Origin of the sequence: Plectonema radiosum NIES-515, from assembly GCF_025753815.1 — a bacterium.
Classification (GTDB): Bacteria; Cyanobacteriota; Cyanobacteriia; order Cyanobacteriales; family Nostocaceae; genus Hassallia; species Hassallia radiosum_A.
Window position 1 is genome coordinate 15859 of the sequence record NZ_JAOWRF010000297.1, and the last position, 19835, is coordinate 35693.

Sequence of the window (19835 nt, forward strand, 5' to 3'; positions counted from 1 at the left end):
TGGTCATAACTTTCAGTATAAAAAATGCAAACTAATGTGCCATTTTTTACGGGGCATGTCTAATTAGACGCCAATGTAAAAAATTTTTTCTTAGTTCAAGCCCCATTTGTTGATGAATGAGGTATTTTATCCTTCATATTTGAGCCTTCAGTTGACCTTGACGAGTTGCAATAATGAGTCAAAATTATATACTAATAGTTGTCCGAAAAAAACTTTTTGTTACCCATATTTTAATTTTTATTTGCTTTTGTTCATACTATATCTTTTGTTACCTAGACAAACCAGCTGGTTCAAAAAATTCTCTATTTAGAGGTAGCACTGCCCCTAGTCGCTGGTAATGTGAATATTTTACTATTAGCGATCGCCAGAAATTAATTATGCGTTGCCCGAAATCCTTGTAGAGACGCGAAATTTCGCGTCTCTACATATGACTTTGGAGATGTCTATTAGCGATCGCCAAACAATATCGTTCCCAATCTTACCATTGTTGCACCCGCCTGCACTGCCAGTTGATAGTCGCCAGACATCCCCATCGAAAGCTGCTGCATTTTTATATTTGACCAGTTTTGTCTCTCGATTTCTTCAGCTAGCTCGCGGGTACGATTAAATACAGAAATTGTTTCTGCATCATCCAATCCAGCAGGAGGGATTGTCATCAAACCCTGTATTTTCAAATTTTTGCATTGATTGAGTGCTGGTAAGTCAGCTAATAATTGTGGTGCACTCCAACCAGATTTGTTGAGATCAAAAAGAATTTTCACCTGTAGACAAACTTGGGGACTCACCCCTAACTCTAGCCCTAATTGATTTAGACGCTGCACCAGTTGTAAATTATCTACAGAGTGAATCCAAGTGAATTGGGAAAGCGCTTTTTTGGCTTTATTGCTTTGCAAATGTCCAATAAAGTGCCAGGTGATATCTGTTAAGTCTTGTAATTCAACTTGTTTGCTGGTAGCTTCTTGAATGCGACTCTCAGCAAAATCGCGTACACCTGCGGCATAAGCAGAACGCATTACTTCGGTAGAAACTTGCTTGGTGACAGCAATCAACCGAACTGAATCCGGAAGTGAGGAGCGGATTGTGGTAATACGTTCGTTAATCGAACTACTCATTGGAAGGTGCGTTGGAAAACACCCTGAAGCTGCTCGTACTCCTGAGAGTTTCCAGTGCGACGCAGGGTTCGCAAGCGACTTTCCAGCATCATTCGGGCTTCGGTACGTCCTATAGACTGAAATTTGATTCCTTTACCGTCTGTTCCCACCAAAAAAAATAAGCGTTGAGCGTACAGTGTAGTAAACATCTCTTGGTTTTCATCAACCATACAGATTCTGTAGAGCAAACCCCAAGTTGGATGATTTATGTAAGTTTCCGAGTTTTCTGAGTTCATTTAATAGTGAAGGTATAAGTACATATATCTTCTCGCCATGAAATACAAACATTCAAACGATAATAACTTTATCTGGACAGAATATTTGCTCAAAATGCGAGCATACAACCAACTTTTGATGTCTATGAGGGTTTATTAAGACATTGATGTAGTTCAAGAGTGGGCTTTTGGAGAATAAAAGTAGTACTTGACTTGCAGCAGTGCGGTACGGTTTAAAGTATAAGCATTGTTGTGGCTAGACTCAATTGCGATTGGGAACAAGGCACAAAACAGTCCCTACCCTCTCCCATGCTGCCATAATTGCTGCCCCTTGCGTGTGCAAAATTGCCAAGAATCCACCTGAAACTTCTGATTATCAAATCAATGGGAGTGCGATCGCTTTTATTTGGGTAAGGACTTTCAAGTAAAGTAGCGATTCGGGAATCCTTGTGATCAAAGAAATTTGCGAATATCTCGGAATCGGTGCAATTTTCGTTCCTAGAGCGATCGCTAATACCAAGGCTTGATCCTATGGTTTAAGAAACCTCACTTCCAACAGCTAACCGCACTACCCAAAATAAAACTAAAGTTGCGATCGCTACCCAATCACGAGTTTTAAGCCGTAATTCGTGCCATTGTACGCGATGTTCGTTAGGACTGGTAAAGCCCCGCACCATCATTGCACTAGCCATTTGTTCTGCCCGTAATAGCAAATTCTCTAACAGTCTTTCTGCTACCAGCAGCCAAAGTTTAACGCTTCCTTTCAATCCTAGCTTTTTCCAATTTATTGCTCTTGTCATCACAGAGCGAATTAAATTTTGCACTTCTTCTAAAACTAGGGGGATAAACCGCAACGACAAAGTTAAAGTCAAAGTCAATTCGGTGACAGGCACTTTCAACCGTCTTAGGGGTTGCATTAAGCTTTCTATAGCTGCGGTGATTTCTTCGGGTGCGGTTGTCAGCAGATACAAGTTGGTGCTGTAAATTAAAGTAAATAACATTGCACTCAAGCTGACTGCCAAATCTAAAGAGCGACGAGTGACTTTTAATGCTCCGGCTTCCAGAACTACGTAACTATATTCTTTAGGATTCTTAACTTGCTTTTTTGAGCTTTGTGCTTGTTCTGACTTCGCTTTGTTTAATTGTGAACTCTCGACAGTGGGAAGACGCGGTTGATAATTTATACCCAGTCCATCGGGACTGATAGCGGCAATTAAAAGTACAAGAAAAGAGACTGTCAACAACCAACCCATTTGCTGTTGCCATACTCGCACAGGAATTTTGGCTATGAGGGTAGCGACAATTAAAATTAATACCAGTAATACCCGCCACTCGTTTTTCGCGTATATATACGTAGTTAAAAAGCTCATCAACCAGAAAAACTTGACACGCGGATCGAGTTTATGCAGCCAAGTTATCGGTTGTTCGAGGTAAAGACCAATTGGAAGCGATCGCAGTAAATCCATTATCAAGTGAGGAGTGAGGAGTGAGGATTTAGGAGTTGGAAATTAAAATACTCCACAATTTATAACTCATAACTCATAACTCATATATCAAGTGAGGAGTGAGGAGTTAGGAGTTGGAAATTAAAATACTCCACAATTTATAACTCATAACTCATAACTCATATATCAAGTGAGGAGTCAGGAGTGAGGAGTTAGGAGTTGGAAATTAAAATACTCCACAATTTATAACTCATAACTCATAACTCATAACTCTATTTGACGCGAGTTGCTCTATTGACATTACCACTTTCCATGTCACGCACTTTCTTACTCCGCCACAATAAACGAATCGGTGTGCCTTTAAATCCTAATTGTTTCCGGAATTGTCCCTCAATGTAACGCCGGTAGTTTTCATTGAAGCGTTTTGCCTCATTGACAAACAGCGCTATTGTCGGGGGTTGGCTGGTGACTTGCGTGCCATAATAAATCTTACCTTGGCGTCCGCCGCGTGAAGCTGGGGGCGAATGCCAGCTAACTGCTTCTTCCAAGACTTCGTTAATTACCGATGTGCTGACGCGACGTTTATGCGATTCGGCTGCGGTGTTCACCAATTCTAAAATCTTTTCTACGCGCTGTCCGGTGACGGCACTGACAAAAATTGTTTCTGCCCAATCGGTGAAATGCAGGTTTTGTTGTAAAAGTTTTTCGTGATCGTAGATGGTGTAAGAGTCTTTTTCCACAACATCCCACTTATTAACGACAACAATACAAGCTCGACCTTCTTCAATAATTCGCCCAGCTAATTTTTGGTCTTGCTCGGTGACACCATCTACGGCATCTATTATTAATAGAACCACATCGGCGCGGCGAATCGCTTTAAATGCGCGGTTGATGCTAAAGAATTCTGTACCGTATTCAATGTGTTTCTTTTTTCTAATTCCAGCAGTGTCAATTAAGCGGTAGGTTTGTCCGTCTCGTTCTACCACGGTATCAATTGCATCGCGGGTTGTGCCCGAAATAGGACTGACGATCGCTCTTTCTTCACCGACGAAAGCATTCAATAAGCTTGATTTACCGACATTTGGACGACCGATAATTGCCACATTTATTTCATTATTGTGTGGTATATTTTCGACTATTGGTAGATGGTTAATTAACTCATCGAGTAATTCACCTGTACCGTTACCATGAATACCAGATACGGGGAATGGTTCACCTAATCCTAATTGCCAAAATTCTGAAGCTTGAACTAAACCTTGATCTGGGGATTCACATTTATTTACAGCAACCAAAACGGGTACAGGTTGGTGACGTAACCACTCAGCAATTTCCTCATCAGCCGATGTTAATCCACCTTGACCATCAACAATAAAGATCGCGGCACTTGCTTCTGAGAGTGCCAAAGTTGCTTGTTGGAGAATCAGGGGTAAAAATTCTGTTTGATCGTTAAATACTAAACCACCAGTATCGACTACGAGATATTCGCGATCGCTCCAGTAAGCTGGTAGATAAGTGCGATCGCGTGTCACTCCTGGTTCATCGTGAACAATCGCTGACTGTTGTCCAGCCAAACGATTGACCAGGGTGGATTTGCCCACATTCGGGCGTCCGATAATTGCAACAATAGGTAACTTCATCTATGGGATGCAGAATACTGCAAATTCCTATTGTAGCGAGTTCGGGTGCAGTTTAGTTGGTGGAGGTAGGCGATCGCGATAAGTCTGAAAATTTCCCTCACCCTTCCTCAAGCCACTCTTCGTAACCACAAGCTAACAGACGCTGTTTAACCTTGGTAATTGCTTCAGCGATCGGTATATCAGTTGACTTTATCCGATACACATCACTCAAGACAACCCCATAATCTTTACCAGTGTAACAAGCTAGAACTTCTGCTAAATTTCGATCCGACATTTCATCATAAAGTAATGCCAACAGCGGCAAATAGGCTTGTGATTCTATCCCATTGGGGAAGGCACATTTAATCAAATGATAGGTGCTTTGTAGATGAGGTGCAATACTTACTTGCATAATTAATTACCTGTTAAAGGACAAGGTGAATGTATGTAAACATTAAAATCCACACCTTGAGCGCTTGCTGCTCTGACAGCTTTAGCATCGGCTGTAGTAGTGAAAATGCCCAAGCGATCGCCTGTTCCTAAAATAATAATATCGTTCACACTTAATACTATGACGCAAATAATCCAAGCAAAAGATATAGACTTACGCTACTTAATCGATAGATTTGGGATTCAGCTAGTTGAAAATGACCAATTCTTCCGCGAGTGGCAAGATAATCTCCCAGAAATAACTGATTTACATAAACAGCTTTTAAACAAAGTAAAAGCAGGTTTCATCAATGTTCTGAATTACCCACCAATGCTTGAAGATGTCGTCAAAATGGCGGTACTTGATCCCATTTTGTTTATTGCCGACTTCTACTTAAATCCTTTTTATGTAAAATCAGAGGAATCTATTGATATTGTCACAGAAGATGAAGGTGTAATTGTCAAAGGAAGAATTGACACTTTAATTTTAAAAGACCAATTTTGGGTGATGGTCATTGAATCCAAAAGAGCATCTTACTCAATTGAAGAAGGATTAGCGCAAATTCTCGCTTATATGCTAGCAAATCCTCATCCTGAAAAACCTAGCTTTGGTATGATTACTACAGGCGGTAGCTTCATTTTCATCAAATTAGTTAAAGGCGAAATTGTACAGTATGCGACATCAAAGTTGTTTGCAATTCGCAACCCTGGAAATGATTTATATAACGTTTTCAGAATACTTAAACGTCTCAGTCAATTAGTGATTAATGGTTAATATGGCTTTTTTACCGAAACTCAGACTTTCTAGTATGTAGTTATATCAGAAATATTTGGCAATTTTTACGTATATGCAGAACGAAGAAACAATCTGGATCGTCACTGGACAACCTATTTTAAAATGAATGTAGAGACTATTCTGTGCTACGTCTAATCAAGGGTTTCGGGCAACGCATAATTAAATTCGGTCGATGTGTACTGATGATACTCCGCAAATAACAATTCCGGAATAAGTATATACTGAGACAATACAAGAAATTTAGAAGAAGGTTTAGTTTTTGAGGATGAGACAGGACGAGAGAAGCTAAGTTGTTCCACAAGCGCTAGCTGGATTATTTGAATTGTTCGGGGATCGTCGGGTGGAGTCTGTATTGCTGAATGCTTGCTATTCTGAACATCAAGCCAAAGCGATCGCTCAACATATAGCAAAGGGCATTTTGGATTTAGTGTGCAGAAGCACATTTGGCAAAGCCTTGGAGGGAAACCAGGTGTATTTAATGAAAAAACTTGGTTTAATTTTGGGGAACGTGTAGGATGGCGAACAACAAGACATCATCAGATTTTGTTCGCTACTTGGACTTCTAGAGAATGGTCTTATTATTCTCAAATAAACTTTAACCAAAATGCTCCAGAAGGACATCTCCCCCGACTATGGGACGAATGGCGAGGTGGGGTTGAGGTTGGCTTGATCGCGTTGAGGCTTGAAATCTGTAATATAAGTTAATCACGATAAACAAGATGCCCGACTTCTTTGATAAGTTGGGGATCTGAAGTATTTCAAATCAACTCTACTGAATTTACTGAAGAAGGATTAGACGAATATACAGAATTTTTGAAACAAGAAGACGTAAAATGACCTTTGAGAGAATTGCTCAAAGCCACAAGTCCGCCTCAGAATGAATTCTGAGGCTCATAGCTGAAGTCAGCTTAAGCTGACTATGCTCAAATCCCATCATTTATTTGGTAGCTTTTGGACTATCATCTTCATGATTGTGCCGTTCCAAAGATGAAATTGTAGTGCCATTTGAATGATGTTCCTTCTGATTTTTCACATAATCCACAGCTTGCTCAAGTTGTTTACTTCCTAAAGAAAAAACGCCGTATCCCCGTTGCCAACCAAACGCATCTTGTAAGGGGGAGAGATGATTGAGATAATGAGCGCTACTACCTTTGATTTTTTGGACAAAATCAGAGATGGAAAGTTTAGGAGGAATGGAAGCCACTAGATGAATGTGGTTTTCTACACCGCCAATTGCATGGATAATGCTACCCAGTTCATCCGATTTGCCAATTATATAACCATAAAGTTGGCTTTGGCGATCGCAAGTAATTAACGGCTGACGTTCTTTGGTCGCCCAAATGAGATGATAGTAAAGTCGCCACAGTGCCATGAAAGTAATTTTTTGTTTGCAATGTCCTCCATTTAGTATTCCCGCGATTTTTACCAAATCAAACTAAGACGAAAATCTTCTAGTCGGCTTAAGCCGACTTTAGCTATTAGACTGGGAATTCATTCCTAGGCAAGTAGACTCAAGCAAAGGTGTTTTTTTGCGATAAATGTCCTCCATTTAGTATTCCCGCGATTTTTACCAAATCAAACTAAGATGAAAATCTTCTAGTCGGCTTAAGCCGACTTTAGCTATTAGCCTGGGAATTCATTCCCAGGTGGGTAGGCTGATAATACCGAGATTGTAATCTTCTAGTCGGCTTAAACTGATATCTTGCCAGATTCTCAATTAGCCTTCCATCCCACCCGGAAATAAATTTCGGGCTAATAGCTTAAGTCATCGCTCATATGACTAGGTAACAATTTCAAGTTATTTTAACTAGTTTAATTTTCAGCCTAAAATTTATTTCAACGCTTATCGCAAATCAAAATATCGGCTTAAGCCGACTTTAACTATTAGCCTGGGAATGAATTCCCAGGTGGGTAGACTCAACCAAATCCGAAACCACCCAAAAATCAAATTAACTCTGCCTCTTCAAATATTTGCCTAACTGTTAATTCCAAACTAGGAAGGAGCGCATCAACAATCGGCATAGTATCTGTATAAACTTGACTTTAGTCAGCCGAGAAAAACACTTTAATATTTATCGCTTCCGGATCTACAATCCAAACTCGTGAAACGACCACCGCAAAATAATCTTTTGCTTTGTCTTCAAACTCCTTCATTGTTTGGTCTGGAGAGATAATTTCAATTACCAATTCCGGAATTGCTGGACAAGCTTCATTACGTTTCCAACTTTTGGGCAATCGTTCATAAGAAATATACGTCACATCCGGTAAAGGTGCCCAATCTTTACCACGACGCTTTAACAAAATTGCCCATTCTGAACCGACTCTACCTTTACCTTTACACCATATATGTAAAAGGATTAATAAAGCTCTTTGCAAAGTCGAATGAAAATACTTTGGTGACACCTTCGCTACTGCATAACCATCAACAAACTCATAGTTTACATCATCTTCAGGAAGCGCCAGAAATTCTTCTAAAGTAAGTTCTTTTTCTATACTTACCTTAACCATAATATCCATCCTCCTAAGTGCAAAATTGCACAAATTCGTCACCAATTAAATAAACTAAAAACTCTGCGTTACGAGTGCGCTTACTCAGCGCTACTCTGCGTTTTTAAACGCTATAATTTTACCTTAAGTTGTCCCAGCCGAATTTAAACTTTCTTCCGCTTCCGCTTCCACCTTTTGCCCAATTTTTGGTTCAGTACCACCAAGCAAACGCTCAATATTGCTGCGATGTCGCAAAATCACATACAATCCACCAGCTACAGCAAACAAAATGTAAGGTAAAGGTTGATGTAAAAGTGTCATGAAAATTGGAACAGCTACAGCACCCAAAACTGAACTCAAAGACACAATCCGCGATATCGCAATTACAGCCGCAAATACCCCCGCTGTAGCCAAGCCTATCTGCCAATTCATCGCTAATAAAATACCCAAACTGATCGCAACTGACTTACCACCAGTAAACCCTAAAAAAATTGATTTGCTGTGTCCTAATATCGCTGCTAACCCAACTAAAATTATTACCCACGGTTGCCATAAATTTGCATCTACCGTTGGGGGGATAAAGTTTTGTAAAGGCGGATAGTTAAATAATGAGTAAGCCAGAGCGATCGCTAATACTCCCTTGAAAGCATCAATCAGTAAAACGATCGCTCCCGGTACTTTACCCAAAGTTCTTAACACATTAGTTGCCCCAGTTGAACCAGAACCAACTGAGCGAATATCAATACCTTTTAACTGCTTGACTGCGATGTAACCAGTGGGAAACGAACCCAGCAAATAAGCTACAATCACAATTGCTCCGCACAAAGTCAACCAAATAGCCATAAAAAATTCACACATTCACGCATTCACGTATTCACGCATTCAAAGTTAATTGTTAGTTGTCGTATCAACTCCCAACTCCCAACTCCCAACTCCCAACTCCCAACTCCCAACTCCCAACTCCCAACTCCCAACTCCCAACTCCAAACTCCCAACTCCCAACTCCCAACTCCTCACTCCTAACTCCCAACTCCTCACTCCTAACTCCTAACTCCTAACTCCCAACTCCTCACTCCCAACTCTTAATAGTCATCATCAGAATTTCGCATCATTTTCGGGTCAGGAGCAAACGCCAACCAAAGAGGAAATTGTAATAATCCTAAACTGATTTGCTCCTCAGAATCGTCAATTATAATTAAGGGTAGTTGATTTGCTTTTGTCAAGCGATCGGCTTTTTGCGCTAACGCTTCGGCTGTTTCAAACAATACCATGCCTTTGTCGGGTCCAAAATCTGGGCGACCGATTCCTAGGCAGTCTTGCAAGCCGCGTCGCCAATCACCTAAGCGTTCTGGTGTATTTGCTAATACCAAAGTGCGGAGGCGATCGCCATACAATTTGTGTAATATCGAAATCACCGCTGAGGAAATCAGAATATTTTGCAATCGGCTATTCATCGTCCGCAAAGCACCGCGTCCCCCTTGGCTAAAAAACCAATTAGAAACTCGTTCGGCATGTACTGGCTCAAAAGTGCGGCGCAGCTGCCAAGCAGGTCCATAATAATCTGGTTTGGTGCGGTATTGGTCAATTAAGCGGCGAATTTGCTTTGTAGTATCTTGAAACTGCTGTTGGGCAAATTGAGGCATTCCTGGCTCAATATCTACTGATTTAGTCTCTTTGACACTGACTTTTTCCCGTTCTCTAACAGTCGGCATTAATTGCAACTGTTCTGCTGCTGATGCCAAATCTTGTAAACTACCAGTGAGATAATCTTTAAAACCCTGTACCCGGATTGCCAAATCTTGAGAAGCACCTGCAAAAGTGGTTCGCATTTCGTTGCGGATGCGTTCTTGACGCCTTTCCAATTGTTCTACAGAAATTTGTAGCGCTTGTTTGCGTTGTTCTAATTGCATCAAAGCTTCTTGCACTACTTTACCCATAGTTATTTGGGTATCACTCACTTGCGCTTGAAGAGTTTTGTAAGAAGTTTGCAAGTTAGCTATTTCTTCTTTTAGAGCTAGTTCAGTACGTTGCAATTCTACTAGTCGTTGCGCTGCTGACTCTATCAGTGAATTATCTTTTGATGCTTCTATTTTTGAGTTGAGAAAGGTAGGTGTCGATGAATCTTCTGTTGACTCAGCAGTCAGATTTTGCGCTTGCGGTGTAGGCAAATCAAAATTTGAGTTTTCTGGTGTTTGGGTTATCTGACTTTGTATTTGAGTTTTACCCACTAACTCAGCAGATGAGTTTTCTGGATGTTCAACTACAGGGCTTGGTTCTTGTTTTTCCATTAATGACTCATTAATAGGTTCTGGAGTTTGAGATTCCTCAGGGTTCATAAACAATAATGCAATATTATAGATAGGAGTGAAATATTACAATTCATATCATGTCGGTTTAATTAACAGTAATAAAAACATCGCAACCTTGGTAGAGACGTTCCGGACCGAACGTCTTTACAATTGTAAGTAATTTACCAGACATGATATCACTTGCGATCGCAGTCATGAGTTAAGGGTCAAGGGTCAATGGTCAAGGGTCAATGGTCAATAGACTGCTGACTTTGGACTTGACAGCACTGAGAACTAAATACGTGGACAACGTTCTTCCAGACAAGTTTTTAGGGTGTTGGGGTCAAATATAATCGGCAAAAAGTGAATACTTTTGACTTCTTTAAAGTAAAACAATATAGGAACCCCATTCCAGAAGATACGCCAATTTTGCCATTCCTGGTAAGGAAAGCGGCGAATTAATTTTTCACCTCTGTAAATATCTAAGTCTGTAGCAGTAAATTGCAAACGCAGAGTTACTGCTTGAAACATGAGAAACAAGCCAAAAAGGGCGATCGCACCTCCGACTATTGGTTGCACCAAAATCAGAGGAATCGCAGCAATAACCAGCACTACAGGTATATTGTAACTAGGCTTAAGTTCTACGGTTGATGCTGCGTATTGAGCATAGGTTTTAGTCACAGTCTCAAATCCTGCTTTAATTTAGTAGATATTATTCATATTCTAGAGCGGGGAGACACAAGGCGTCCGGCGTTAATGCTCCGGTAGAACCGACAGTTTCGTACTCTTACCCTAATCCCTTGCCGGTTCCCTGAAACATTAACCAAGAAAGAAAGAAGTTGAACACAAATATCATCAACAAAGCGGTAACAACCGCAGTTGTGGTTGATTGTCCCACACCTTTGGCTCCTCCGGTTGTCGTCATCCCCCAACTGCAACCAATGACGGCAATTAAAACTCCAAAGCAAGACGCTTTAATCAAAGCGCTACAAATATCCCAAATGCCGAGAAAGTTACGAGCCGAATCTAAAAATGCCGTTTCCGAGAGGTTGTATATATTCGTCACAACTATCAATCCTCCCAACATGCCTGTGACTAAAGACAAAAGAGTTAAAATTGGCAGCATGAAGCCGCAAGCAATGACGCGGGGAATTACTAAGTAATCAATCGGATCGGTTTTTAACATTAGCAGGGCGTCAATTTGTTCTGTGACGCGCATAGTGCCGATTTCCGCTGCAAATGCCGAACCGACTCGTCCTGCCAAAATTACCGCTGTCAGCACCGGTGAGAGTTCTCTTGTTAAGGCGATCGCCAACACTCCGCCGACGACGTTTCCTGCCCCAAAATTGATAAACTCCCGCGCTACCTGGATGGTAAACACCGCACCTACAAAAACAGCCGTCAATAAAGCAATGAAGAGCGAATCGGGTCCCACCGCTGCCATTTGCTCTAAGGTGTTGCGCCGATGGATTTTGCCCTTAATTAGGTGAACTAATACCTGTCCACCTAAAAGAATTGCTGCCAGCAATCGCTGACTCCATACTCCTAAGCTGAATTTGGATGTAGTCTTGCTCAAAGTTTACAACTTAACTCAGTAACTGCCTTAAGAATAGCGAAAGTCAGTTATTTGTAGTTAGTAGTTAGTGGTTAGTAGTTAGTGGGAGCCTTGTTGATTCCCAGGAAGGAAAAATCGGGAGCATCCCCCCCTCCTCCACTCCCCCCCTCCCCCCTTGGGCAGAATATTAACTCTTCTTAAAGCTCCTCTCAGAATACTAAGCGTCTGTGAGGTTGCTTGTGAGGCAATTAAATGCGGCAATATTTGATGGAAAGCTTTATTTTTCTAGGGTTCTAATAATTTTCGGTATTATCGATGCTCTTAGCATCTAGTAAAAGTGGTAGATAATTATTTTAATGAAAACTTAAGATTTTTGACATATTGTCTATGGGAGGACGATCGCACTTATTGTAGAAAGTGACATACAGGTATATGGGTTTTACCGATTCACTTACGGAGCCTGTCCGAAGATGACTATTTTTACTAACTTTTTCCGCTCTTTGCTGTTGACGATTATTTTTAGTTTTGTTGCTCCTTTGTTTCTGGTGGGGGTTTGTTTGTTTTCTCTATCCCTCATCGGTAAGTTTCCAGGTGTACAAGATGTGAGTCAGGCGATCGCACTCCCGATTATCCGTTTTCTTGCAACCTTTGGCAGTGGCACTCCCTTACGCGGAATATTTGTAATTTGTTTAACTTGTAGTTTCGTTGGTGCGTTATTTGACACTTATGTTTATTACAGGTATCAAATTTTGCGAAATGATTCTTAAGTGCGGCAAACAGCATTTGAGTAAGCTGGTAAATTGCATAACTTCTAAAAAATAGATAAAAAAAACTTGAAAAAGCTGCTGATCCTTATCTATAAAAGGATTGGTAAAATTTAATTATTATTTAAATATTAATTTAACCTAAATGTCGCGAAATTCAAGAGTCCGTCTGCACGGTGGGGATGGATAGCGACCAACAAATAAACCGCGTTCGCGAAGCGTGCCGTTAGGCAAGCGACATTATTTTTCTTGTTTGTGGTATAGTTTTATCATTAATAAACAATTCTGATAATGTACAAAGCTTATAAGTTCAGATTGTACCCAACTTCAGAGCAGCAAATAGCTTTAGCAAAAAGCTTTGGCAGCTGTCGCTGGTTTTGGAATTATGCTTTGAACTTATGCCAAGAAACTTACAAAGTTTCTGGGAAAGGTTTATCAAGAAGTGCTATTGGGAGTTTATTACCAAATCTCAAAAAAGAATATCCTTGGCTAACTGATGCTTATTCTCAATGTTTGCAGTATGTGGCTCTGAATCTATCGACGGCATACAAAAACTTCTTTGAGAAAAGAGCAGGTTTCCCCAGATTCAAATCTAAGCATGGTAGGCAGTCTAGTAGTTATCCATCTAACGTCAAGCTAGATGGGGATTATCTGAAGTTACCAGGCAAAGTTGGATCTATTTATTGCAAGCAAGACCGTCCAATTGAAGGAATTATCAAAACTGTTACGGTTTCCCAACTCCCGGACGGCAAATATTATGCCTCGATTTTAGTTGATAATCGGCAAGAGATTCCTGCACATAAAGTTGAAGGGAAAGCAGTAGGGATTGATTTAGGACTAACTCATTTTTGCATTACTAGCGATGGGAGCAAGTTTGACAACCCACGTCATACTAAACGATATGCCCGCAACCTCAAGAAGAAACAACAAAGCCTTGCTCGAAAACAAAAAGGAAGCAACACCAGAGTTAAAGCCAGAAAGCTAGTAGCGAAAGTACATTCAAAAATATCAAGAGCAAGAGAAGATTTTCTCCATAAGCTATCCCGCAAGATAGTTAACGAAAACCAAGTTATTGCAGTGGAAAATCTTCATATTAAAGGCATGGTACGCAATCGTAATTTAGCGTCATCTATTAGTGATTGTGGCTGGGGACAATTTTGTACCATGCTTAAATACAAGTCAGAGTGGGACGGAAAAACCTATCTAGAGGTGGATAGATTTTTTGCTTCTTCAAAAACTTGTAGCGTTTGCTTCAACAAGATAGATAGCTTGTTATTGGATATCAGGAATTGGACGTGTAGCAAGTGCCAAACCCATCATGATAGAGATATCAATGCGGCTACGAACATCAAAAATGAAGCCTTGCGGATATTAGACTTGGGAACCAGGTCTACAGCCAATGGAGGGAATGTAAGTCAACCTGGTAAAACTTCGGTTTTGCTAGATGCAATTCCCTGCGAAGTTGGAAACCCCATCCCTCTATAGGGTGGGGTAGTTCATATTAAGTTTAGAACGAGGTTTTTGACTGCTCATGGTATGGCCCTTTAAGTCTAAGTTTCAAAAACAAATTGCTCGGATTGAAATTACCGGAGCGATCGCCAGTGCTACTCGCAAACGTGTTTTAGAAGCCCTTAAAACTGTAGAGGAACGCAAGTTTCCCGCATTGCTGCTACGCATTGACAGTCCTGGTGGTACAGTAGGAGATTCCCAAGAAATCTACAGCGCTTTGAAGCGTTTGCGTGAAAAAATCAAAATTGTCGCTAGTTTTGGTAATATTTCCGCTTCTGGCGGTGTCTATATTGGTGTAGGAGCCGAGCACATCGTTGCTAACCCTGGTACAATTACAGGTAGTATCGGTGTAATTTTGCGTGGCAATAATTTGGAACGCTTGCTAGAAAAAATCGGTGTTTCCTTTAAGGTAATTAAGTCCGGTCCTTACAAAGACATTTTGTCATTCGACCGGGAACTAACTGAACCAGAACAAAACATCCTGCAAGAGTTAATCGACACAAGTTACCAACAATTTGTGCAAACAGTAGCCGAAGGACGGAATTTAGCCGAAGAAACTGTAAGAAGTTTCGCCGATGGTCGAATTTTTACCGGACAGCAAGCTTTAGAGTTGGGTGTTGTAGACCGACTGGGAACAGAAGAAGATGCGCGACGTTGGACAGCAGAACTAGTTGGTCTTGATCCAGAAAAAACACTCACTTACACCTTAGAAGAACCTAAACCGTTATTGAGTCGCTTGCTACCAGGAAGCGCTAAAATTTCGTCAGGATTAAAGGCTAGGATTGATTGGATGGAATTTGAAATGTCCACCAGCGGTCAGCCTTTGTGGTTGTATCGACCATAAATGGTCGATGGTCAATGGTCAATGGTCTAATGACTTTTGACTAGTGGCTAATGATTAATGAAGGAGGAAATTGGCGTGGAGTGGCGAATGCGGGCTATTCGCGGAGCAACAACCGTTGCGGAAAATACCGTTGAGGCAATGCGTGAAGCGGTTATAGAGCTGTTAGATGAACTGGAAAAACGGAATCACCTACATCCAACAGACATGATTAGTGTTACTTTCTCAGTGACACATGATTTGGATGCCATTTTTCCTGCGGCGATCGCACGATCTCGTCCTTGTTGGGATAATGTAGCAATGTTAGATGTGCAGCAAATGCACGTTGAGGGTAGCTTGGAACGTTGCGTCCGTTTTCTAGTTCACGCATACCTCCCACCCTCCGATCCAATTCACCATGTCTATTTGCGTCACGCTGCCAGCTTGCGACCAGACTGGAGTTAGTCCCAACTTCTCTAGTTAATTATAAATTTTTATTAAGCAAACGCTCCTAAACACTCCTAAACGTAGTAAGGACTTCAGTCCTTAAAACCGAAGTTATGAGCAGTAAACTGCTCACTACGAACTAGGGGATAAACCCAGCTTGAGCGATCGCCTTTTTTCCTTCGTCAGTCAGCAAAAGTCTAGTATAAGCTTCCCCCACTTTCTCTTCTCGACCCTTGTTTTGCTTAATAATTACAAATAATTTGCTCCTTATTGGATAACTACCGTTCTTGAAAACTTCAGTGTTAACCTGATTGCGCTTTTGCGGACACTGATTTGAAGGTATCAACGGTTCACGATAAGGAGAAATTAGCTCCGTAGACACCCGACCGAGGGGCAAAGCCTTGACACTACACTGAGGTACTACACCCCGCGCAGAACCGTAATATACAGCACCAGGAGTTTTACTGACTCGGCGTAGTGCTTCCGTGGTAGAATAGACATACTGAACATTAGAACCTAGCGCCTGTTTTAACTCTGGCTTGTCAGAAAATAATACTGTATCTGCGTTCTCTGGCTGCTGCGACAAAGGAATAATCGGCAAGTCTGGTCCTTTTACTTGCTTCCAGTTAGTAATTTGCCCTAAATAAATTTGCTGCAACTGCTCAACGGTTAAGCCTGGTAAATTAAGTGCTTGGTTAACTACTACTGCTACTCCATCAGTAGCAACTTCGCGTTGCTCAAGTGTAAAACCTCGCTGTTTAGCGATCGCATACTCTTCGGCAGTCAGGGGACGGGAAGATTCAGCAAAATCTAATTTCCCATCAAGCAACATTTTAATACCGGCTCCGGAACCTGGGCTACCATTAGGAGGGTCTACATATTGGAGTTGCAGTTCAAGACGAGTGTTTTGAATATAAGAATCTACGAGTTGCCTAATCGGTGCCCAAGCCGTACTTCCACCGTATTTGAATACTCCAATTGGCACATCAGTAACAGTTTGAAAGGTTGAAGTCGCAGAAATAGAGGTAGTATTTGCACCTTGACCAGACAAAGAAAAAGTACCATTGTTGACCCACAAGCGGGGTCTGAGCCACAACCACAGTCCACCAATTATTACAATTGTAAGTAGTTCACCAAATATCAGACCTCTGATCATTTGTTGGGCATCTTTGCTTAGTGGGAGACTTTTTTTGCTAGGATTCTTCATTTTTTCTTCCTGCAATTTGCTTAATTATGAGTACTTAATCTCAACTTTGGGTTCACTGCTCAATTTACCTACCTTCTAAACCTCCTGCAAAAGCTAGATACACTTTTTATGAAGTTTAAATAAACTGTAGATAATTTACGTAATTCTTAGATAAAAACTATATATGAATTTTCTAGATATGTTTTTTTAAGTAAAATTACTTAATACAACCGTTAGGTAGATCGTAACATGTTAAGCCAGTTACTAAAACAACGTTACCAGGTTGTCCAAGTTTTAAGTCAAGGTCTATTCTGTCGAACTTACATGGCTCAAGACACTCATCTGCCTGAGCATCCCATCTGCATAGTTAAACATTTCTTACCCAGCAGTCAATGTTCCATCCCGATAGAAATTCGTAGAAGGATATTTACTAGAGAAGTACAAGCTCTAAAAAAACTGAACAATTATGATTTGGTTCCTCATCTTTTGACTTCTTTTGAAGACAATCTGGAGTTTTACCTAGTCCAAGAGTTTATTGAAGGGCATCCCCTAAATGCGGAATTTATGCCTGGGAAACGTTGGTCGGAAAAAAAAGTTTTTCAACTACTCGAAGAAGTTTTGGTTATCCTAAATTTTATTCACAGCCAGGGAATGATTCATCGAGATATCAAGCCGAGTAATATTATTAGAAGAAAGCAGGATAATCGGTTAGTGCTGATTGATTTTGGTGCTGTCAAGCCAATTGGGAATCAATTGATTAAAGGTCAAGAAAACTTTATTCCTGTTGAATATTCTACCATCGCCATCGGCACTCCCGGCTACATGCCGCACGAGCAACAGCGAGGTAAACCACGTCCTAATAGCGATATTTATGCTTTAGGCATAATTGGCATCCAAGCTTTAACGGGGATACATCCAACCCAATTACCAGAAGATCGCAATACAGGTGAGCTAATTTGGCAACATCTAACTCAGGTTAATCCTCAGCTAGCTTCGGTAATTAATAATATGGTACATTATCACTTTAAAGATAGATATAAGTCGGCAAGAGAAGCGCTAGAAGCGCTTTTGCCACTGAGAAATTTATATATGCCACTTCATAAGTCAGATATTACTTTACTATCAGAAGACTTTCAATTTGAATCTCAAATACCTTTATTTACAGACAACTCTAATCAAGTTTTTGAATCGGAGGTATCAGCACCACTTTTAAACAATAATACAAATGATACGACTATTTCTATTTTTTCTAATAAATATGCTTTAATAATGGGCTTACTAATCGGTGGGGTTTCTGGTTTAATTCTTATGTTTGTAAGTTATTGGTCTTTGCAAATAATTGCTCCTGCTCAAGTCGAAAATTCCCAGCCGAAACCATCAGGGCTTTTTCGTTAATTTTGGCTAATTCTTAAACCCAATTTGTGTAAAAGTAAGAGAAGTAAATTAAACGTCAGCTTTGGATAAAGGCTTTAGTCCTTAAAATGCTTGAGCGATAAATCGCTCACTACGAAATATTTTTTATATGTAGTTATGTCCAGCTACTTATTTCGCTTTGTTGGCTTTGTGATTGATTATGGTTTAATTGTGTACTATCTCTGTGAATTAAAAATGCCACAATTGCAACTACAAATAAGTTAACAACTAAAAGCCCAAGGGCACTCAACATCCAAATTTTCATTTTTTGTTACCCCTATCTTTGCCATGAACTACTACAAAGTATTTACCTGTGGGTGTTTTATAAATAAGTAAGTGGGCGTAATTAAACAGAAAATATACTATGCTCGTAGTAAGCGGTTTACCGCTTATAGCATTTTAAGGGCTGAAGCCCTTACGACATTAGACAAACAAATATGCATTGTCCACAAGCCTTGTAGAGACGTAGCACAGAATAGTCTCTACATTTTTTTCCACGACGTTTGTCTATTTAAGAGCATCTATTTACTCTTCTTATATTTTAACTGGGATATTTAGTAAAGACGTTCCGATGGAACGTCTCTACGCTATTATTCTACTTTTTTGTGATGAAAGCGAATACCTAAAAAGATATCGTAAACGAACTCGAAAAAGTCTTTCTTTTGTAACAGTCCGGAAGTTTGATGACAGCCTTTTTCATCTAAAAGGGGTTTCATCATATAATACGTGGGCTGGTAATTATACCAGGGAATAGAGGGCCACAAATGATGAATTAGGTGATAATTCTGCCCCATAATTAGGAGATTGAGAATTCGGTTGGGGTAAACTCTGGCATTTTTCCAGCGATCGCGCTCTTGATGAGGACGATGCGGCAGATAATCAAAAAATAATCCCAGTGCTAACCCAACTACCGCTGAAGGTATAAACCAAAAGTTGAGAACATAACCCAAAAAGTGGTATTGAACTGAGATATAGAAAATTGCCGCCACAAACAACCGACTGAGAAACCATTCCATCAGCTCATTTTTGCGCCACAATTGTCGCTGAAAGAAAAATACCTCATGGTATAAAAAGCGGACTGGAAGCAACCACAGCGGTCCCCCAGTGGATACATAATGGTCTGGGTCGTTTTCTGGATCGTTCACATGAGCATGATGCTGCAAATGTACCCGTGTAAACACAGGAAAGGCAAAAACGAGCATCAAGGCACTGACATGTCCCAAAATGGCATTAATTACCCGGTTGCGATGGGCAGATTGATGACAAGCATCGTGAATCACCGTGCCGGCTATATGCAAAGCGATCGTATTCACACTAAAGCATAACCAGTGCTGCCATCCCCACATCCAGTAACCAAAGTTAGATAAAACAAACATTGTCACTGCCGTTAAAAACATTAGCAGCGTGGGATTTAAATCACCCGGAGGCGCCAAAAATTCCTTCGGTGGGACTGTCAGTGGCTTTTGTGCCTCCGAGGTTACCATTTTTAACTCCTTGTTAATCAAATTTTGTCATCATTACCATGCAAACTCATTAATAATAAAGTTTTGTGTAGCAAGATTTATCCCCATTTTAGGATATCTGTAGCTGAATAACGATATGATTCTGTGACAAACCCCTGACGGGGGAGATGGGAAGAGAGGGGGGACAGGGGGACAAGGAGGACAAGGGAGACAAGGAAAATTCAAAACTTAATATTCTCTCCCCCCCTCTC

The 19835-nt window shown here is 40.6% G+C and carries 22 protein-coding genes; 8 read left to right on the forward strand and 14 right to left on the reverse strand.

Features of this window, described 5'->3' with window-relative positions:
• Window positions 1–446: 446 nt before the first annotated feature.
• The 6 genes from OGM63_RS20770 to OGM63_RS20795 all read right to left on the reverse strand — a co-directional run bounded on the left by OGM63_RS20770 (window position 447) and on the right by OGM63_RS20795 (window position 4988).
• Window positions 447–1112, reverse strand: coding sequence for a YggS family pyridoxal phosphate-dependent enzyme (locus OGM63_RS20770; RefSeq protein WP_263747555.1), 666 nt, complete (start codon window positions 1110–1112; stop codon window positions 447–449).
• Window positions 1109–1387: a transcriptional coactivator PipX gene (pipX, locus tag OGM63_RS20775; protein WP_263747556.1), complete on the reverse strand. Its 279-nt coding sequence runs from the start codon at window positions 1385–1387 to the stop codon at window positions 1109–1111. Before pipX ends, OGM63_RS20770 begins: the two co-directional genes overlap by 4 nt.
• Before the next feature lie 515 nt (window positions 1388–1902).
• A complete protein-coding gene (locus tag OGM63_RS20780; RefSeq protein ID WP_263747571.1) occupies window positions 1903–2832 on the reverse strand; it encodes an energy-coupling factor transporter transmembrane component T family protein in 930 nt (309 codons plus the stop codon).
• 251 nt (window positions 2833–3083) lie between these two features.
• Window positions 3084–4448, reverse strand: a complete 1365-nt coding sequence (der, locus tag OGM63_RS20785; RefSeq protein ID WP_263747557.1) for a ribosome biogenesis GTPase Der — start codon at window positions 4446–4448, stop codon at window positions 3084–3086.
• 97 nt (window positions 4449–4545) lie between these two features.
• The gene (locus OGM63_RS20790; protein ID WP_263747558.1) at window positions 4546–4839 is read right to left on the reverse strand and encodes a DUF3349 domain-containing protein; all 294 of its coding nucleotides are present in this window, start codon (window positions 4837–4839) and stop codon (window positions 4546–4548) included.
• A 2-nt stretch (window positions 4840–4841) separates the two neighbouring features.
• Window positions 4842–4988 carry a DUF1308 domain-containing protein gene (locus OGM63_RS20795; protein ID WP_263747559.1) on the reverse strand — a complete coding sequence of 49 codons (147 nt, stop codon included), beginning with the start codon at window positions 4986–4988 and terminating at the stop codon, window positions 4842–4844.
• A 10-nt stretch (window positions 4989–4998) separates the two neighbouring features.
• Here OGM63_RS20795 and OGM63_RS20800 point away from each other — a divergent pair, with 10 nt between their 5' ends.
• The 3 genes from OGM63_RS20800 to OGM63_RS20810 all read left to right on the forward strand — a co-directional run bounded on the left by OGM63_RS20800 (window position 4999) and on the right by OGM63_RS20810 (window position 6357).
• Window positions 4999–5631, forward strand: a complete 633-nt coding sequence (locus OGM63_RS20800) for a restriction endonuclease subunit R (protein ID WP_263747560.1) — start codon at window positions 4999–5001, stop codon at window positions 5629–5631.
• Between the two features lie 361 nt (window positions 5632–5992).
• Complete coding sequence (locus OGM63_RS20805; RefSeq protein ID WP_263747574.1) at window positions 5993–6166, forward strand: hypothetical protein; 174 nt, start codon at window positions 5993–5995, stop codon at window positions 6164–6166.
• Entirely contained in the window at window positions 6094–6357 is a 264-nt protein-coding gene (locus OGM63_RS20810) for a GUN4 domain-containing protein (RefSeq protein ID WP_263747572.1), read from the forward strand. The genes OGM63_RS20805 and OGM63_RS20810 overlap by 73 nt, the downstream gene beginning before the upstream one ends.
• A 232-nt stretch (window positions 6358–6589) precedes the next feature.
• Here OGM63_RS20810 and tnpA read toward each other — a convergent pair whose 3' ends face one another.
• The 6 genes from tnpA to OGM63_RS20840 all read right to left on the reverse strand — a co-directional run bounded on the left by tnpA (window position 6590) and on the right by OGM63_RS20840 (window position 12003).
• A complete protein-coding gene (tnpA, locus tag OGM63_RS20815) occupies window positions 6590–7024 on the reverse strand; it encodes an IS200/IS605 family transposase (RefSeq protein WP_318528513.1) in 435 nt (144 codons plus the stop codon).
• A gap of 671 nt (window positions 7025–7695) precedes the next feature.
• On the reverse strand, window positions 7696–8160 hold the full coding sequence (locus tag OGM63_RS20820; protein ID WP_318528514.1) for a Uma2 family endonuclease: 465 nt from the start codon (window positions 8158–8160) through the stop codon (window positions 7696–7698).
• A gap of 123 nt (window positions 8161–8283) precedes the next feature.
• Window positions 8284–8982, reverse strand: a complete 699-nt coding sequence (plsY, locus tag OGM63_RS20825; protein WP_263747561.1) for a glycerol-3-phosphate 1-O-acyltransferase PlsY — start codon at window positions 8980–8982, stop codon at window positions 8284–8286.
• 239 nt (window positions 8983–9221) lie between these two features.
• Window positions 9222–10475 (reverse strand): DUF3086 domain-containing protein, encoded by a 1254-nt coding sequence (locus OGM63_RS20830; protein ID WP_263747562.1) that lies wholly within the window; start codon window positions 10473–10475, stop codon window positions 9222–9224.
• A 246-nt stretch (window positions 10476–10721) separates the two neighbouring features.
• Window positions 10722–11108: a DUF3119 family protein gene (locus OGM63_RS20835; protein ID WP_263747563.1), complete on the reverse strand. Its 387-nt coding sequence runs from the start codon at window positions 11106–11108 to the stop codon at window positions 10722–10724.
• A gap of 106 nt (window positions 11109–11214) precedes the next feature.
• Complete coding sequence (locus tag OGM63_RS20840; RefSeq protein ID WP_263747564.1) at window positions 11215–12003, reverse strand: MlaE family lipid ABC transporter permease subunit; 789 nt, start codon at window positions 12001–12003, stop codon at window positions 11215–11217.
• A 449-nt stretch (window positions 12004–12452) separates the two neighbouring features.
• Between OGM63_RS20840 and OGM63_RS20845 the strand changes: the two genes are divergently transcribed.
• The 4 genes from OGM63_RS20845 to aroH all read left to right on the forward strand — a co-directional run bounded on the left by OGM63_RS20845 (window position 12453) and on the right by aroH (window position 15540).
• Entirely contained in the window at window positions 12453–12749 is a 297-nt protein-coding gene (locus tag OGM63_RS20845) for a hypothetical protein (RefSeq protein ID WP_263747565.1), read from the forward strand.
• Window positions 12750–13037: 288 nt separating this feature from the next.
• Entirely contained in the window at window positions 13038–14231 is a 1194-nt protein-coding gene (locus OGM63_RS20850) for an RNA-guided endonuclease InsQ/TnpB family protein (RefSeq protein WP_263747566.1), read from the forward strand.
• A gap of 46 nt (window positions 14232–14277) precedes the next feature.
• Entirely contained in the window at window positions 14278–15099 is an 822-nt protein-coding gene (sppA, locus tag OGM63_RS20855; RefSeq protein WP_263747567.1) for a signal peptide peptidase SppA, read from the forward strand.
• 75 nt (window positions 15100–15174) lie between these two features.
• On the forward strand, window positions 15175–15540 hold the full coding sequence (gene aroH / locus OGM63_RS20860) for a chorismate mutase (RefSeq protein WP_263747573.1): 366 nt from the start codon (window positions 15175–15177) through the stop codon (window positions 15538–15540).
• 121 nt (window positions 15541–15661) lie between these two features.
• Here the strand turns inward: aroH and OGM63_RS20865 are convergent, their stop codons facing one another.
• On the reverse strand, window positions 15662–16729 hold the full coding sequence (locus OGM63_RS20865; RefSeq protein WP_263747568.1) for a PstS family phosphate ABC transporter substrate-binding protein: 1068 nt from the start codon (window positions 16727–16729) through the stop codon (window positions 15662–15664).
• 228 nt (window positions 16730–16957) lie between these two features.
• Between OGM63_RS20865 and OGM63_RS20870 the strand changes: the two genes are divergently transcribed.
• On the forward strand, window positions 16958–18103 hold the full coding sequence (locus tag OGM63_RS20870; protein ID WP_263747569.1) for a serine/threonine-protein kinase: 1146 nt from the start codon (window positions 16958–16960) through the stop codon (window positions 18101–18103).
• A 608-nt stretch (window positions 18104–18711) separates the two neighbouring features.
• On the opposite strand, the gene crtR is transcribed toward OGM63_RS20870, so the two are convergent.
• Complete coding sequence (crtR, locus tag OGM63_RS20875) at window positions 18712–19605, reverse strand: beta-carotene hydroxylase (RefSeq protein ID WP_263747570.1); 894 nt, start codon at window positions 19603–19605, stop codon at window positions 18712–18714.
• Window positions 19606–19835 lie beyond the last annotated feature (230 nt).

What these genes read in the sequence shown, in the direction of transcription:
- der (WP_263747557.1), bottom strand. Translation starts at nt 4,448, where the DNA reads ATGAAGTTACCTATTGTTGCAATTATCGGACGCCCGAATGTGGGCAAA.
- OGM63_RS20790 (WP_263747558.1), bottom strand. Translation starts at nt 4,839, where the DNA reads ATGCAAGTAAGTATTGCACCTCATCTACAAAGCACCTATCATTTGATT.
- OGM63_RS20865 (WP_263747568.1), bottom strand. Translation starts at nt 16,729, where the DNA reads ATGAAGAATCCTAGCAAAAAAAGTCTCCCACTAAGCAAAGATGCCCAA.
- OGM63_RS20830 (WP_263747562.1), bottom strand. Translation starts at nt 10,475, where the DNA reads ATGAACCCTGAGGAATCTCAAACTCCAGAACCTATTAATGAGTCATTA.
- OGM63_RS20845 (WP_263747565.1), top strand. Translation starts at nt 12,453, where the DNA reads ATGACTATTTTTACTAACTTTTTCCGCTCTTTGCTGTTGACGATTATT.
- tnpA (WP_318528513.1), bottom strand. Translation starts at nt 7,024, where the DNA reads ATGGCACTGTGGCGACTTTACTATCATCTCATTTGGGCGACCAAAGAA.
- crtR (WP_263747570.1), bottom strand. Translation starts at nt 19,605, where the DNA reads ATGGTAACCTCGGAGGCACAAAAGCCACTGACAGTCCCACCGAAGGAA.
- OGM63_RS20850 (WP_263747566.1), top strand. Translation starts at nt 13,038, where the DNA reads ATGTACAAAGCTTATAAGTTCAGATTGTACCCAACTTCAGAGCAGCAA.
- OGM63_RS20800 (WP_263747560.1), top strand. Translation starts at nt 4,999, where the DNA reads ATGACGCAAATAATCCAAGCAAAAGATATAGACTTACGCTACTTAATC.
- plsY (WP_263747561.1), bottom strand. Translation starts at nt 8,982, where the DNA reads ATGGCTATTTGGTTGACTTTGTGCGGAGCAATTGTGATTGTAGCTTAT.
- pipX (WP_263747556.1), bottom strand. Translation starts at nt 1,387, where the DNA reads ATGAACTCAGAAAACTCGGAAACTTACATAAATCATCCAACTTGGGGT.
- OGM63_RS20820 (WP_318528514.1), bottom strand. Translation starts at nt 8,160, where the DNA reads ATGGTTAAGGTAAGTATAGAAAAAGAACTTACTTTAGAAGAATTTCTG.
- sppA (WP_263747567.1), top strand. Translation starts at nt 14,278, where the DNA reads ATGGTATGGCCCTTTAAGTCTAAGTTTCAAAAACAAATTGCTCGGATT.
- OGM63_RS20870 (WP_263747569.1), top strand. Translation starts at nt 16,958, where the DNA reads ATGTTAAGCCAGTTACTAAAACAACGTTACCAGGTTGTCCAAGTTTTA.
- OGM63_RS20780 (WP_263747571.1), bottom strand. Translation starts at nt 2,832, where the DNA reads ATGGATTTACTGCGATCGCTTCCAATTGGTCTTTACCTCGAACAACCG.
- OGM63_RS20770 (WP_263747555.1), bottom strand. Translation starts at nt 1,112, where the DNA reads ATGAGTAGTTCGATTAACGAACGTATTACCACAATCCGCTCCTCACTT.